This is a genomic window from Vreelandella vilamensis, assembly GCF_031451755.1.
Classification (GTDB): domain Bacteria; phylum Pseudomonadota; class Gammaproteobacteria; order Pseudomonadales; family Halomonadaceae; genus Vreelandella; species Vreelandella vilamensis.
In genome coordinates, this window is the sequence record NZ_JARWAN010000006.1 from 155,819 (window position 1) to 170,746 (window position 14,928).

At 55.1% G+C, this 14,928-nt stretch carries 12 protein-coding genes and 1 pseudogene; 6 read left to right on the forward strand and 7 right to left on the reverse strand.

All coding sequences use genetic code 11. The annotated features are described in order from the left end of the window. Positions 1-570: 570 nt before the first annotated feature. Entirely contained in the window at positions 571-3,096 is a 2,526-nt protein-coding gene (locus QC823_RS05820) for a sensor domain-containing protein (RefSeq protein WP_309655413.1), read from the reverse strand. Between the two features lie 483 nt (positions 3,097-3,579). On the opposite strand from QC823_RS05820, the pseudogene QC823_RS05825 reads away from it, so the two are divergent. The 3 genes and pseudogenes from QC823_RS05825 to QC823_RS05835 form a co-directional block, all read left to right on the forward strand. Next, positions 3,580-3,696 (forward strand): annotated as a pseudogene (locus QC823_RS05825) (IS5/IS1182 family transposase); the annotation flags it as partial. A gap of 139 nt (positions 3,697-3,835) precedes the next feature. Next, entirely contained in the window at positions 3,836-5,782 is a 1,947-nt protein-coding gene (locus tag QC823_RS05830) for a methyl-accepting chemotaxis protein (RefSeq protein ID WP_309655414.1), read from the forward strand. Between the two features lie 252 nt (positions 5,783-6,034). Next, complete coding sequence (locus tag QC823_RS05835; protein WP_309655415.1) at positions 6,035-6,505, forward strand: TspO/MBR family protein; 471 nt, start codon at positions 6,035-6,037, stop codon at positions 6,503-6,505. Positions 6,506-6,730: 225 nt separating this feature from the next. Here QC823_RS05835 and QC823_RS05840 read toward each other — a convergent pair whose 3' ends face one another. The 5 genes from QC823_RS05840 to QC823_RS05860 all read right to left on the reverse strand — a co-directional run bounded on the left by QC823_RS05840 (position 6,731) and on the right by QC823_RS05860 (position 10,330). Continuing rightward, on the reverse strand, positions 6,731-6,988 hold the full coding sequence (locus tag QC823_RS05840; RefSeq protein ID WP_309655416.1) for an SHOCT domain-containing protein: 258 nt from the start codon (positions 6,986-6,988) through the stop codon (positions 6,731-6,733). Positions 6,989-7,062: 74 nt separating this feature from the next. Next, a complete protein-coding gene (locus QC823_RS05845) occupies positions 7,063-7,869 on the reverse strand; it encodes a universal stress protein (protein WP_309655417.1) in 807 nt (268 codons plus the stop codon). Positions 7,870-7,999: 130 nt separating this feature from the next. Further along, positions 8,000-9,100, reverse strand: coding sequence for an ACR3 family arsenite efflux transporter (gene arsB / locus QC823_RS05850; RefSeq protein ID WP_309655418.1), 1,101 nt, complete (start codon positions 9,098-9,100; stop codon positions 8,000-8,002). Positions 9,101-9,113: 13 nt separating this feature from the next. Then, positions 9,114-9,815, reverse strand: coding sequence for an arsenical resistance protein ArsH (gene arsH, locus QC823_RS05855; RefSeq protein WP_309655427.1), 702 nt, complete (start codon positions 9,813-9,815; stop codon positions 9,114-9,116). A gap of 20 nt (positions 9,816-9,835) precedes the next feature. Beyond that, positions 9,836-10,330, reverse strand: coding sequence for an arsenate reductase ArsC (locus QC823_RS05860; RefSeq protein ID WP_309655419.1), 495 nt, complete (start codon positions 10,328-10,330; stop codon positions 9,836-9,838). 782 nt (positions 10,331-11,112) lie between these two features. On the opposite strand from QC823_RS05860, the gene QC823_RS05865 reads away from it, so the two are divergent. Further along, entirely contained in the window at positions 11,113-12,426 is a 1,314-nt protein-coding gene (locus QC823_RS05865; RefSeq protein WP_309655428.1) for a serine hydrolase, read from the forward strand. 78 nt (positions 12,427-12,504) lie between these two features. On the opposite strand, the gene QC823_RS05870 is transcribed toward QC823_RS05865, so the two are convergent. Further along, positions 12,505-13,122 (reverse strand): class I SAM-dependent methyltransferase, encoded by a 618-nt coding sequence (locus QC823_RS05870; protein ID WP_309655420.1) that lies wholly within the window; start codon positions 13,120-13,122, stop codon positions 12,505-12,507. Positions 13,123-13,213: 91 nt separating this feature from the next. On the opposite strand from QC823_RS05870, the gene relB reads away from it, so the two are divergent. Next, positions 13,214-13,384: a type II toxin-antitoxin system RelB family antitoxin gene (gene relB, locus QC823_RS05875; protein WP_309655421.1), complete on the forward strand. Its 171-nt coding sequence runs from the start codon at positions 13,214-13,216 to the stop codon at positions 13,382-13,384. 277 nt (positions 13,385-13,661) lie between these two features. Next, on the forward strand, positions 13,662-14,928 hold a 1,267-nt coding region (locus QC823_RS05880), incomplete at its 3' end, for a sensor domain-containing diguanylate cyclase (RefSeq protein WP_309655422.1).

The following is a 14,928-nucleotide window of genomic DNA, read 5'->3' on the forward strand; positions in this document are numbered from 1 at the left end:
TCATCAATCGTGGGAGATCTTTAAGTAGTACACACCGAGCGCTGTTTGCGTCGGTGTGGCGCTTCCTGTTCAGCGGTGCAGCCAGTGGCCTATAAAATTGTGAGCAACAAAAAACGGCCACTTGCTGTATTAAATAAGTGGCCTTCTAAAAGTTCCTGATAACGGTCTGACCGATGATTGCCGGATTATGGGCTGTCAAAAAGATATCGCGGCGATAGGCTATATAATCTCGTCATTTCTATTCTATTACCGAGGTTAACCAATGAACCGATATCGCGTAATTATTGAGCAGTCCAGCACCAAGCAGGCAGTGGTAAAAGTCATTGAGGCTCATAATTCAGAAAGCGCCAAAGTGAATGCGGGTGGCATTGCAGATGCCTTGTCGTGTGAGTATGGAGACGAGTTTGAGGTAGTGAATGTGTATCCCGATTTCAGTGGTAGGAAACCTGGCTGATAACGCCCTTCACCATTGTCATTCTAAAGGGGTACCTTTCATTAAAATTTGGCCATCAGACCCCCTGGCCCTTGCTCGGAAAACTCCATCAGTCTAGGGCGAGAATTCTCTTCAACCTATGTCGTGGAGTCAAAATCAAGGAGCAGGGCGCTAAAATCCTCGGCTTCCAGAGGACGAGCGAGCAGGAAACCCTGAATACGGTCACTGCCGTGTGCCTGTAGCCAAGCAAGTTGCGAGGGGGTTTCTACCCCTTCGGCCACGGTTCTCAGCCCGAATGCCCGGGCCATAGAGAGGCTGGCCAGCGCAATGGCCTCATCGTGTTCGCTTTTCCCCAGCCCGTCCACGAAGGCCTTATCGATCTTGAGCTCCGCCAAGGGAAGGCGCTTTAGGTTGATCAAGGAGGAATAGCCGGTTCCGAAGTCGTCGATTGCCAGATCAATGCCCGCCTCGTGAAGCTCCTGTACCTGCTTGAGGACAACGTCGGCACCCCCGGTGAGTGTCCCTTCCGTAAACTCCACCTGAAGCTGACTTGCAGTAACACCGTGCTGCGCCATGGTTCGCAACAGATCCGAGGCGAGCTGTCCTCCCCGAAAGTCCTTGGGCGAGACATTAAAGGAGATGGGCGGTGGATTAAGACCTGCCGCCCGCCAGGTCCCTACCTGCTCGCACACCAGTGCGACCACCTGTCGGCCAAGCTTTGTGATTAGGTCCGATTTTTCGGCAAGAGGAATGAACTGCCCTGGACTGATGGGTCCTTTCTCCGGGTCTTGCCAGCGCAGCAGCGCCTCGGCTCCGGCCAGCCGTGTTGGATCTTTTGCGTCGAATTGGGGCTGATAGACGAGACGCAACTCGTTGTTATCGAGAGCACGGCGCAGGGCTTCTTCGAGGGCAGTTTCCTCAAGGAAGCGCTGGTGTAACGCCAAGTCGTAGAGACGCAGTCGATTGCGGCCATCTTCCTTTGCTCGGTACATGGCCATGTCGGCCGCTCGGGATAGAGTATCCACATCGTCGCCGTCCTGGGGGTATAAGGCCAAGCCAGCACTCAGGGTGACCTGCAGGCAACGGTCATCGATCAAGAATACGCCAGCAAAGTCTGCCACCAGGCGTTTCGCAATAGCGCCGGCCTCCTCGAAACCACAGTTAGGGAGGATTACGGTGAACTCGTCGCCACCGATCCGTGCAACGGTATCCGCATCCCTTACCAATTCTCGCAACCGCGCGGCTGCTCTTATGAGCAGTTTGTCCCCTACCTCATGGCCGAGGGTGTCGTTGGTGGTCTTGAAATAGTCCAGATCCAGAAACAGCAGGGCCGCTTCCCCCTTGTCGTGCCGGGCGCGGGCAATCGCCCGCATCAGACGGTCCTGAAACAGCCGGCGGTTGGGCAGCCCGGTCAGCACGTCGTGGTGAGCCAGGTACTCGATCTTGCTATGGGAGTTCTTGATCTCGGTGATATCGGAGAAAACCGCTACGAAATACTCGGCCTGGCCTTCGTCGTCATCGATGCGATTGATGGTGAGCCATTCTGTATAGATATCGCCACTCTTGCGCCGATTCATGATCTCGCCTTGCCACAAGCCCCGGGTGTTCAGGCCTTCCCACATTTCTTCGTAAAAAAGCTGGCTGTGGCGCCCGGAGCGAAGCAGATCACCCAGGGCTGTGCCCAGGGCATCACTCTCGGTATAACCCGTGATACGTGTGAAGGCCCTATTAATGCTCTGGATACGGCCGCTGGGCTCCGTCACCACAATGGCCTCATCGGCGTCATCGAACAGGCGGGCAGCAATCCGAAGCTGATCCTCCGCCCGGCGGCGCTCCGTGATGTCCATATGCATCACCACCGCCTGAGCATCACTGGGTTGGCGAGCGCTTTGATTCAGGCGCTTTATGTTCAGCCGAAACCATTGGCGCTGGGTGGGCGAGTGGCAAGCATAGTCCACGGCGAAGTGATCGCTTTCACCGCACAGCACAGCTCGTAGGCCGGCAGTCGCTTTCTCGGCGAAGTCGCCGGTGGCGTTCTCGCAAATGTTGAGGTAATTCTGCCCGACCCCGAAGCAGGGATCGCTATTATCGTTTTCGGCGCCAAACGCTCGCCACTGTTCATTGACTTCGAGGATGTTACCTTGGGTATCGAGGAGGGCGATGTTGGCGGGGAGAGAGTCAACCAGCGACTGGCGCATGACGAGTGTTTGATTGAGCTCCTCCTGAGAAGCCGTCAGGTGGGCTTCCTGATCGAGCAACTGATCGAGCAACCGATGGTGCTCGGTGGTGTCGCGCATCAGCAACATGAGGCCTTCTGGCGACGGGTAAGCACGAATTTCAAGCCAGGTTCCCGACCACTCGAGGCGTTCCTCGACACTCGTGCTCACCTGCTGCTGCATAGCACGCATCAACTCGGTGCGCACGCGCGGGCGCTGCAGCGCAGGGGCAACCTGCCAAAAGATGCTGTCGTTGTCGGCTTCACTTTCTCCGGGGTCGGCTGCCATGAAAGTAGGAAGGTAATAACCGGTTAGGTCAGTTCCTGGTGAGAGGAGGTCGGTGGCGGCCCTATTGGCTTCCCGAATCCGACCATCACCGTCCAGCAGGAGGCAGCCCAGCGGGGCTTGCTCGAAAAGTTGGCGGTAACGATACCGGACAGATTCCAAGTGCTTCCGGGCTTGTTTTAGTGCGTCATCTTGGTCTCTCAACTTTTTCTGGTGTCGCTCCAGGCCGACCCCGAATGATCGAGTGTCTAAAAGCTTCTCGCCGGCAACATCCGTGAACCTCTGCCTTGGGCGGCTGGTGATTGCTTCCGGTGCAGCCTCTGAGCGGGGCGGGCTCGAGTCTTTCTCGTCCATTACCAGAACTCCTTTTACCGGCAATTTCACATCTAAAGGTCTAGCTCACATAAATCTAGCGTGGTGTTAGTAACAAAGTAAAGTGAGGTAACTAGATAACCCTACAGGATCCCGCAACGTTGGTGATCGGTTTCCGGGTATATCTTACCCAACACCGCACAGTTATCCATTGCACCATTATTAATGGCAAAAGGTTAGTCTGCGCTAACGGAGCCCTTTTGAGAAACGCTATCCCGCTAGCTTCCGTCTCATGCCGTCCATACTGGATACGGCACGTTTGCTTCAGGTAGAAATGCCTTTGCTCGATTGAAGCCGAATCGCGCCATCGCGACACGTAACGACAAGCTTAAGCGAAACTACGAAAGCATGGAGGCCTTGGTCTGCGGCTTTTTATGGCTACCCATGTGAAAGATCAACAGGCCCTAACCAAAAGTATTACCTATCAGCGTCACCATGCCGCATGCCTATTGTTCACATCATGAAGGTAAGCTTTAATCAGCATCATAAAAATGCATTAGGATATTTCTTATTTTCAAGGAACGACACCATGTTTCGTAACATCAGTATTGGCACCCGCTTAACAGTTGGAGTGATAGGCATCCTTTTATTGACCATCTCTCTTATTGCCCCCTTCCTCATAGTGCGCATGAACAATATTATCGATGCAGCGGAGGAGCGCGAACTCCGGGCTTTGCATGGCAACTTTGAGGCCATGCTTGAAGCGGAAAGTCGCACAGCACAAACCCTAAGTACATTGGTGTCAGGTATTCCGCTTGTGCAGCAAGCCTTTGCGCGGCGCAATCGCGATCTGCTTGAGGTGTTGTTTTTACCTGCCTTCGAACAGCTTTCCCATTACGGCGTTAGTAGTTTCCATTTCCATACGCCACCTGCCACGTCATTTTATCGCGTGCAACGCCCGGAGCGCTTTGGCGATGACTTGTCAGATGCTCGGCCCACCATTGTGGAAACCAATCAGCAACAGCGCCCTGTGGGAGGGCTCGAAAGAGGCAAATTTGGTGTAGGTATTCGTGGCCTATTGCCTATGGAGTATGAAGGTGAGCATACCGGGTCGGTTGAGTTTGCCATGGCGTTTGACGAGGATATGTTTACTCGTTTTAAGGCATCTTATGGGGTGGATGTGGCGGTTTACTTACGTGAAAGCGATGGTAACTACCGAGCATTTGGCTCGACGCATGATCAAGGCCCTCTACTTGATCAAGAAAGCCTAGATCAAGCGTTTGAGGGCAGCAAGGTATTCCACCATGCATCGCTTAACGGAGAAAGCGTTTCTATTAGAGGGCAAGCAATTGAAGATTTTGAGGGCGAACCGCTAGGTGTAGTGGAAATTAGCATGGATCGCATGGACTACTTAGCAACGGCTCGTTCTGCCATTATTAGCACGTTAGCTATATCGCTAATTGCTTTGCTAGTGGGAGCGGCACTGGCTATGTGGCTTGGTCGCAGCATTTCTCAACCCATCAAACGCACCAGCGATGCAATGAAAGACATTGCACACGGTGAAGGGGATCTTACTCGCCGCCTTGATGACACTGCCAAAGATGAAGTGGGCGAACTTTCCAAGCATTTCAATGAGTTTGTTAGCCGCATGCAGGACACGCTGTTAGCCGTGCGTAAAAACGCTCACCTAGTGACACAGGAATCTAGCAATATTTCCCGCGATAGTGAAAAGCTCGCTTCCAGCGTAGAACAAGCCGCCGCTAATTTGCAGCAAACCTCGTCATCTATGGAAGAGATATCCTCAACGGTGAGACACTCTACCGAGTCTTCCGAGCAAGCCAATCAATTAGCGCAAGAAGCCGCGCGTATCGCGCAAGAAGGGCGCCAATCAATGCAGCAAGTCGAATCCACCATGAGTGATCTCAACGCCTCTTCAAGCAAGATTCGCGAGATCATCACCATGATCGACAGCATTGCTTTCCAAACCAATATTCTAGCCCTCAATGCCTCAGTCGAAGCCGCTCGTGCGGGAGAACATGGCCGTGGTTTTGCCGTGGTGGCCGATGAAGTGCGAAAGCTTGCCAGCCGCTCAAGCGAGGCCTCCAGCGAAATTCGTGGACTAATCGATACCTCGGTGAAAGGTACCCAGACCGGTAGCGAACTGGTTCAAAAAACCAGCGAGACCATTCAAGAAGTGCTCAACAGCATTACCCAAGTCAGTGATGTGGTGGCGGAGATCACCGCTAGCAGCCATGAGCAGAGTGCCGGCATTAACCAAGTCAACACCGCTGTAGCAGAGCTCGATACCGTGACACAAGAAAACGCCTCTACGGTGCAGCACTTTTCGCATGCTGCTTCAATCATGGATGACCGCGCCAGTAGCCTGCAGAACTTGGTCGATGGCTTCACGCTCGGTGACAACCAAACACCGCTACCTAAACAGCAAGCCACGACAACGCTGTTGCGTCCTCAGCCACAAAAAACATCTCCAGCACCTCGTGCGAACCAGAGTGCTGATGACTGGGAGTCGTTTTAATTGCTTTCCTTTGTTAGCGATTCGTAAGCGAGTGCGATGATGGCTACCCAGTGATAAAGCCCGCTTTATCACTGGGTAGCGCTTAGCTTAGTACAGGCTCTTCGTCGTTGGGTGTGGAATCCCTGTCCAAAGCGACATCCCATCGCTGAAAGCGCTTTCCCTACCGCCGCGGACTCAATGCCTTCTCCTACTCAATTCTGAATTCATCAAAAGCTGCTAAACTATTGATCATTCAATGTAAAAGGGTGAATCATGCTCTATTCCCTATTCGTTCTACTATTATCAATCGTACTCGTCGGTATAGTCGCTTCCACGGGAGCACGGTTTCGCCCTGATGGCTGGTATCGTCAACTGCAAAAACCTAGCTGGACTCCCCCTGATATCGCGTTCCCCATTGTGTGGGGCATTCTTTATTTATTGATGGCTGTAGCGGCCTGGCGCATTTATATGGCCGAAGATTCCCCCTTACGCACCGCGAGCTTAATCGTTTACGGCATTCAATTATTAGCCAATGCCGCCTGGTCGTGGCTTTTTTTTGGGCGTAAACAGATTACAGCAGCACTGGCAAATATCGTGCTGCTTTTGGGGTTAATTACGGTAGCTATTGTGCTATTTGCTAAGGTAAGCGCATTGGCTGCTTGGCTAATGGTACCTTACTGGCTTTGGGTGGCGCTGGCACTAGCGCTTAATGCTGCTGTTTTGCGTTTAAATAATCGTCACTAAAATAGAGCTGATTCAAGTGGCTCATGACGTCATCAGTTACCCAGCCAGAGACAAACGGGTCGATAAAATGGCTGAGTAAAAGTGCGAAAATTGCAGGCTCAATCTTCAATGCAAATCGCCCGCGCTCTTACGGCTTAAACGGCTGCTCGTTAGAACACCTCAGGTATAGCAGGCGGTTGGCGATCCAGCTCCGCATCAACCAAGCAGCAAACCAGCTTGATGTCGTCAGCTTTCAATCTCTCTTTTCATCTGCTCAAATTCTTCCCGAGTGATGTCGCCTTTCGCGTAGCGTTGCTTGAGGATTTCGAGGGCGCTTTCCGTGCCCTCGAGATGTCCCGATGGCCCATCGTTATCACGTCGACGCGTATGCCCTGAACGCCTTCCCATGCAGAAGTAGAACATGGCCGCAAAGCACGCAATCATAAGAAGGGGCATAATGGGGAACAACCACCACCCGCCCCATGCATAGGTTTCTGGTCCCATTGGCGATCTCCTGTCTAGATGTGCAAAGGTTAGTGATCAGCGATTAATGTGACGCTAGCTGAACAAGCCAGGCCTCAGGAGGCTTCGCCGGGCACCACTAGCACAGGACAATGGGCGTCGCGGGCGATTGCCTCGGCGGTGCTGCCCAGTAGTAACTCTTGAATGCGATTGCGTCCGCGCTTGCCGATTACAATCAGGTCGCTCCGCTCGTTCTTGGCTTCCTCGACGATGGCACGACGCGGGTCGCCATCCAGTATCCGGGTTTCAAGGTTTTTAATGCGTTTGGCGATGGCGTCCAGGTGGTGCTGGGTATCGGCGATTTCACGGTCGCACCCTTCGGAGGCGCAGGTGGCGGTTACCGCGAGGCAGCGCTGATAGTGAGGCGCTAGCTGTTCGGTTAGGGTCTCGGCGCCCTCTGCCGCGTCGGAGCCATCGGTGGCTAGCATCAGTAGCTTGGAATGGGCGCCGATCAGTTCGTCGGCTACGGGTTCCAACCACAGTGGTTGCTGCGTCAGGCGGGCGGCATCTAGCGCAGTACTGCCGAGAAAGAACTCGTGCAGTCGATTATGGCCACTGCAGCCCATCAGCAGCAGGTCGGCGCTCAGTTCGTGGGCGGCTTTGTTCAGCACAGCCCCAGGTTCGCCGCTGCGCACCTCGGTATTGATGGTGAGCCCCGGCGCGGCAAGGTCCCCGGCCAGCTCCTTCAGCTTGGCCTCGTAGTGTGTCCGGTGAGTTTCTTCGGGAGTCGCGGGATAACGTGAGTTGAGCACGTAGACCAGTGTCACTCGCTCGGTGCCCCAGTCGGTTAGCACCTTCAGGCGCGCCTGTAGTAGCGGCCAGGCGGGGGAAAAGTCCACGGCAACCAAAATATGCTTGAACATAGCGTTACTCCTTGGAATGGGTGGGGGAGATGTCCTCCACCATAAGATACCGGAGGCCCAGGAAGCCCTCGACGTCGATCCGAGGGCCTTGGTCGACCCACTCGGGTCGAGAGGCAGTGGTGGCCATGTGTCAGCCCTTCGCCTCGGCGGTGGCCGGCGCGACGGCCGCTGGAAAGTGGTGGCGGGTCTTGTTGGCGATGCGCACCAGCGCCAGCATCAGCGGCACTTCCACCAGCACGCCTACCACCGTGGCCAAGGCCGCGCCGGACTGCAGGCCGAACAGGGCGATGGCAGCGGCCACTGCTAACTCGAAAAAATTGGAGGCGCCGATCATCGCTCCAGGCGCGGCGACATTGTGCGGCACTTTCCACGCCTTGGCCCAGCCGTAGGCGATGAAGAAGATCAAAAAAGTCTGGATGATCAGCGGGATGGCGATCAACACGATATGCAGAGGCGCCTCGAGGATCACTTCGCCCTGGAAGGCGAACAGCAGTATCAAGGTGAGAATCAGCCCGATGGGCGTGACGGGTGCCACCTTTTTCATGAAGACGTTGTCGAACCATTCGATGCCGTGGCGGGCGATCAGGGTGCGGCGGGTCAGATAGCCGGCGGCGAGCGGAATCACAATGTAGAGGACCACCGACAGCGCCACCGTGTCATAGGGTACCTGGATGTTAGAAACGCCGAGCAGCAGGATCACGATAGGCGCGAAGGCGAACAGCATGATCAGGTCGTTAACCGCGACCTGTACCAGGGTATAGGCGGCGTCACCTCGGGTCAGGTAGCTCCACACGAAGACCATGGCAGTACAGGGCGCGGCGCCCAGTAGAATGGCGCCGGCCAGGTACTCACTGGCGCGCTCCGCGGGGATCAGCGGGGCGAAAACCACCATCAGGAAGAACCAGGCGATAGCGAACATGGTGAAGGGCTTGATCAGCCAGTTCACCGTGGTGGTAATGACTAGCCCCTTGGGCTGGCGGCGTACACCGAGGATCGAGGTGAAGTCGATCTGCAGCATCATGGGAAAGATCATTGCCCAGATCAGGATCGCCACCGGAATCGAGACTTGGGCGTATTCGAAGCGCGACAGGGCCTCGGGCACTGCTGGGGCGAACTGGCCGAGCAGAATGCCGGCAACAATGGCAAGCGCCACCCAGAGCGAGAGGAAGCGCTCGAACAGCCCCATGCCCTCGGAGACGCTAGGTGCCTGAGAATCTTGCTGAGTGGTCATGTGATGACTCCTGTCAGATGGCGCGCTGGTTGACGCGGGCGGAGAGCTGCTCGGCCGACTCCTTGCGTTCGGAGTAGCGGTCGGTGAGGGCCTCGCTGCGACTGCGCACCAGCAGCGTGAATTTCACCAGCTCTTCCATGACATCGACGATGCGGTCATAGAAGGGCGATGGCTTCATGCGGTTGTTGTCGTCAAACTCCATGAAGGCCTTGGGCACCGATGACTGGTTGGGGATGGTGACCATGCGCATCCAGCGACCCAGCACGCGCAGCTGGTTGACGGTATTGAACGACTGGGAGCCACCGCTCACTTGCATGACCGCCAGGGTCTTGCCCTGGGTGGGGCGCACTGCGCCCAGTGCCAGAGGAATCCAGTCGATCTGGGTCTTCATGATACCGGTCATGGCGCCGTGGCGCTCCGGCGAACACCACACCATGCCTTCGCACCACTCGGCCAGTTCGCGCAGCTCTGCCACTTTGGGGTGGGTCGCCTCCTCGGCGTCCGGCAGCGGCAGGCCTCGCGGGTCGAAGATACGTGTCTCGGCACCCATGGCACGCAGCATCCGCGCCGCTTCCTCCACCGACAGGCGGCTGAAGGAGCGGCTGCGCAGTGAGCCGTAAAGTAGCAGTATGCGCGGCGCATGCTCGCCTTCCACGGGGATGCCCAGACTTGCAGCGTCAGGCACCTGGAATAGTTCGTGGTCGATATTGGGCATATCCTGCAAAGGCGAGGGGGTCACGATGATTCTCCGTCATTGGGGGAAAGTGTTTGATGAATTGTTTCCAGAGCGTCGTGTAGGGCCACGGGGCTGAGTTCATCCAGTGGCAGGTCGAGCATGGCTTTGATTCTCAGTCGCAAAGCCCTGAAAGTGCTGGCATAGGCGTCCTCAATATCGGCATCGCTACCCTGAGCCTTCGAAGGGTCGGGGACGCCCCAGTGGGCACGCACGGCTGTGCCCAAAAATAACGGGCAGGCCTCGCCAGCGGCGTCATCGCAAACGGTGATGACGACGTCGGGCGTTATCTCAAGGTTATCCCATGGCTTGCTGGCGAGACCTCGGGTAGAAATGCCCTCCTTTTCCAGCCAGATGAGCGTCAGCGAGTCGACTTTGTCGGCTGGCTGACTGCCTGCACTCCAAGCATGATGCGCTCTTCCGCTCAGGTGATTGAACACAGCTTCAGCATAGAGAGAACGGCAGGAGTTTCCAGTGCATAGAAATAGGACATTCATAACGTTTCCATCTAAGAGTGAGTCAGCGTTTCGAGATGACCAACGGCTGCTCTTTCAATATATATGGAATAACATATATAAACAATAGTATACTTTGGATACTGACGCGTTTCGTTGACAGGGAATAATCTGGGGAAACTTGCGATGCCTGGGTCGAACTCTGAGTGCTCAGTGCGAGAGTGGTGTTATTAAGACAGTTCAAAATTTCGCTTTACATGCTGGCTGGTGAAAGTCGCTGGCAAGTAATCGTGCTTTGCAGGCGAGTGGAGCTTTTCTCCCAAGCAATCGTGGCCATCGATGTCAGCAAGTTCAAAGCCGTTAACAACCGCAATCGCAATTTCACAGCGACCAAGATAAAGCGTCTTATTTCACAGATTTATTATTGGTCTTTCCTTTCCGAATATCATGGTAAAGAATGTGGGGTACCCCCAGTAGACAAGGGCAAGACGATGAAACCCATTATGAGCGCATGTCTCACGCTATCCGTGTTTCTGGGAGACGCCGCCGTAGCACAAGGCCAAACGACGCTTTCGGCGCAGCAGTCCACCCCCGATGCACTCGGCTTGATGCAGGGGTTTCCGCCGGCGGCGGAGAAGACCATTCGTTTCAGCGATCCTGACTACTTCGGATTTCCCAAACTGCGCTGGACGGTCTGTCATTTTCGCGAGTTGATGCCGTCCGTTGTTGTCCGCAATGGTAATGGTGACGTGAGCGAACTGCCCTTTGATCTCGACGCCGGTATTGACGAGGTCGAATTTATACCGCTGGGTGATGACAATCCGATGACCTGGAAGGCTGCCTTCGACGCCAATTACACAGACGGTGTCCTGGTCTTGCATAAAGGCCGGGTCGTCTATGAGCGTTACGATGGATGCCTTGACGAAAATACACTGCATGGCGCCATGTCGGTGACTAAAAGCCTGACCGGCCTGATGGCCGAAGTGCTGGTGGCCGAGGGTAAACTGGATGAAACCGTTCTTGTCAGTGGGATAATTCCGGAGCTGAAGCAAAGTGCGTTTGGTGATGCGACCGTGCGTCAGGTTCTGGATATGACCACAGCGCTGGACTACTCGGAAGATTATTCCGATCCTGAGGCCGAAGTCTGGACATACGCGGCAGCCGGCAGTCCATGGCCCAAGACGGAAGGGTATGACGGGCCGCGCAGCTATTACGATTACCTGCAAACGGTCCGCAAAGAGGGTAAGCACGGCGAGGCACTTGGCTACAAGACGGTCAATGCTGACGCTGCCGGCTGGTTGATAGCACGGACGACGGGTGTTTATGTCGCCGAGTATCTTTCAAACCGCATCTGGTCAAAGATCGGAGCAGAGCGTGAAGCCTTCTATACCGTCGATTCAATAGGTACACCGTTTGCGGGCGGTGGCTTTAACGCGATTTTGCGTGATATGGCCCGTTTCGGTCAGCTTGTGTTGAACGAAGGCAAATGGGGTGGCGAACAAATTATTCCCACGCAGGCGATTGCCCGTATCCGTGAAGGCGGCGACAGAGAGGCGTTTGCCAAGGCAGGATACGATCTTCTGGAGGGATGGAGCTACCGTGGAATGTGGTGGGTCAGCCATGACGATCACGGATCCATCGCCGCGCGCGGTGTGCACGGCCAAACGATCTGGATCGATCCGGCCGCCGAGATGGTGATCGCACGGTTCGCCTCGAACCCCGTTGCCGGAAACGCTGCTAACGATCCGACGTCCCTGCCAGCTTATCGGGCGGTTGCTGACTATCTTATCTCTCAAGAGGCAACACCGACGCTGGTTGGGCGTGAATGGCACATTGAGGATATCGCCGATAAAGGTGTGATCGATAACAGCCCGGCAAGTCTATGGTTCATGCCGGATGGTCGCCTGATCGGAAATACGAGCTGTAACCGTCTAATGGCAAGCTACGCGCAGGACGGCGATGCCCTTTCAATTGAGGGCGCAGGTTCCACAATGATGGCGTGCCCCGAAGCGCTGATGAACCAGGAACGTCACTTGCTGAACTTGCTGCCCGCAGTGGAGCGTTATTCAACCAATGAGGTGGGCACTTTGATTCTAACCACAGCCGATGGTCAGACGATCACCGCTCGAAGGCGGTGATCTGATGGTGGCTGTGATGAGGCATAGTCAGCTTAAACCGATTGTGAGTTTTGAAAATCTTGATGGCGTGATGGGGCGTTAACGATCCAACTGAAAATGTGCGTATAGAAACTGTTGAGCCTTTCCTCCGGGAGTGTGGTGCTCTTCCAGGCTATGACGCAAAAGATGAAAATTCGGGCCCAACCGCTCACATAACGTCGCGATATCGTAACGGGCGGTGGGCAGTCCACTGCACTGGGTGGGGCCCTCAGGCCCGAAAACCGCTATTACCAAATGCCCACCCGCCTTCACACTGTGCAACACCTGCTGGACGTACGCCGCTTGCAGTTCGGGTTCGAGTAAAAAATGAAAAACAGCCCGATCATGCCAAACGTCATAATGCTGTTGGGGCAATTCAGCGCGGGTAATATCCGCCACAAGCCATTTTACATCATCACTTGCCGTTCCTAAACGCTGCTGTTTCTTTTGAATCGCCTCGCGTGAAATATCGAGCACACTGATATCCCGATAGCCGAGTGTCAGCAGGTCATCAACGAGGGTCGATTCTCCTCCACCCACATCGATAATCGCTGCACTGCTATTCGAGGCGGACGTTTGGATAAGCTGTATCGAGGTTTCAAGATGTGGACGGTACCAACTGACGTCGTCGGCCGCTTTCTCTCGATATACCGCCTCCCAGTGGGTTTGATTGACCATGACGCGCCTCATAACAGAACAATTTCAATGCTAAGATATTGTGAATAATAATATATCATAAAATTATATAAAAAAGATTATCCGCCATATTGTGAGTGAATTTGAGACCCAGTGGCAGGCCGGCCGCTACGACCGTTGGTTTCGCGATCGTGTGCAAGCCAGTCTTGCTGATCCTCACCCTGGTATCTCCCATGATGACGTCATGACGGAAATGGATGCTCTAATCAACGACATTGAGGCCCAAAACTGGAAGGGGGCTTGATGCTGCGGTGGTGTGGCGAAGTCAGTCCGCTCGCGGAGACTTAGCTCACTTGTGACGCCGCACGCCCAGCGACCTTAAATCGTCAGGCGATGTAATTCTTACGCAGTTCGGTTACTCTTCGCGGCACCAAGAATTTCAGCGTAAACGGTTACATTAAGAGGCGTTTAGATGACGCCACGTTCTCCCGAAAACACCGCGTTTCTCGTCACTTACCCCACGTGAATGATGATGGGCTATTCTTTCGCAAAACAAAATTAAGTTCCTTATGGAGCCTTTAATGCCAGCATTGCAAGACGCGGTCTTCCGCCAGGCCATCAACCAGGCGTATAACGCCGTTCTCGTTACGACCGGTGAACTGGATCCGCCGGGTCCGGAAATCGTGTACGTGAACCCGGCCCTTTGCGCACAGACTGGGTACACGGAGGATGAACTGCTGGGCCAGACGCCTCGAATCCTGCAAGGCCCCCGGACTGATCCCGCAGTGCTGCGACGGCTGCGCGAGACCATAGCGAACGGCGGTTTTTTCGAAGGGCAAACGGTCAACTACCGCAAGGATGGCACGCCGTATCTGGTGCACTGGAACATCAGTCCCATATTTGACGAGCGCGAGCAGATCACGCACTACGTTTCGGTGCAGAGCGATATCACCGAACGCGAGGATTTCGAGCGATTCAACCAGCAACTGATGGCCAGCCTCGGCGAGGGCGTATTTGCTCTCGACAGTGACGGCTGCCTGACCCTGGTCAATCAGACCGCAATGGATCTGCTGGGATACTCGGATGAGCAGGCGTTGCTCGGCCTCAATGCGCATAAGTTGATGCATCCACGCTATCCGGATGGTCAGCACTACCCGGCGTCCGAGTGCCCGATCACGCATGTGATGCAGACCGAAGCGCCGTTGGAGGCCTGGCGGGACACGTTTTTCCGCGCCGACGGCGAGCCGTTATCCGTCGAGACTTACGCCACGCCACTTTACGATGTCTTCGGCGAGACGCAGGGCGTGGTCGTCGTCTTCAGGCATATTTCCGAACAACTTGCCCTGGAGGCACAACTCGAACATACGGCCAATCACGATCGGCTGACCGGCGCGTTCAATCGACACTTCTTTGACGGGTTGGTTGAAAAGGAGCTCGCTCGCAGCGCTCGCCGCGGCGAGCCACTGTCGCTGCTGATCCTGGATATTGATCACTTTAAGCGATTCAATGATGACCACGGCCACTTGGTGGGAGATGACGTCCTCAAGGAACTGGTAAAGCATATCTCTCAACGGGTGCGCGAGAGCGACATCGTGGCCCGTTGGGGCGGTGAGGAATTTGCTCTATTGTTGCCCGATACCTCTAATGAGGGGGCGATAGAATTGGCCGAGACGTTGCGCGCCAGTGTGGAAGCTACCCAGTTCGGCGAAGGGCTGCCGAACTTGACCATCAGCATTGGCGGCGCGCAGATAGATGTTAACGAGACCCCCAAGGCGGGTTTCAGGCGGGCGGACGCCGCCTTGTATCAGGCTAAGGAGTCGGGCCGGAACCGCGTCTGCATGGCGACCA

Bases quoted from the DNA above. Each gene is read 5' to 3' on its own strand.
- QC823_RS05830 (WP_309655414.1), top strand. From the start codon at position 3,836: ATGTTTCGTAACATCAGTATTGGCACCCGCTTAACAGTTGGAGTGATA.
- QC823_RS05835 (WP_309655415.1), top strand. From the start codon at position 6,035: ATGCTCTATTCCCTATTCGTTCTACTATTATCAATCGTACTCGTCGGT.
- QC823_RS05840 (WP_309655416.1), bottom strand. From the start codon at position 6,988: ATGGGACCAGAAACCTATGCATGGGGCGGGTGGTGGTTGTTCCCCATT.
- QC823_RS05845 (WP_309655417.1), bottom strand. From the start codon at position 7,869: ATGTTCAAGCATATTTTGGTTGCCGTGGACTTTTCCCCCGCCTGGCCG.
- arsB (WP_309655418.1), bottom strand. From the start codon at position 9,100: ATGACCACTCAGCAAGATTCTCAGGCACCTAGCGTCTCCGAGGGCATG.
- arsH (WP_309655427.1), bottom strand. From the start codon at position 9,815: ATGCCCAATATCGACCACGAACTATTCCAGGTGCCTGACGCTGCAAGT.
- QC823_RS05860 (WP_309655419.1), bottom strand. From the start codon at position 10,330: ATGAATGTCCTATTTCTATGCACTGGAAACTCCTGCCGTTCTCTCTAT.
- QC823_RS05865 (WP_309655428.1), top strand. From the start codon at position 11,113: ATGACCTGGAAGGCTGCCTTCGACGCCAATTACACAGACGGTGTCCTG.
- QC823_RS05870 (WP_309655420.1), bottom strand. From the start codon at position 13,122: ATGGTCAATCAAACCCACTGGGAGGCGGTATATCGAGAGAAAGCGGCC.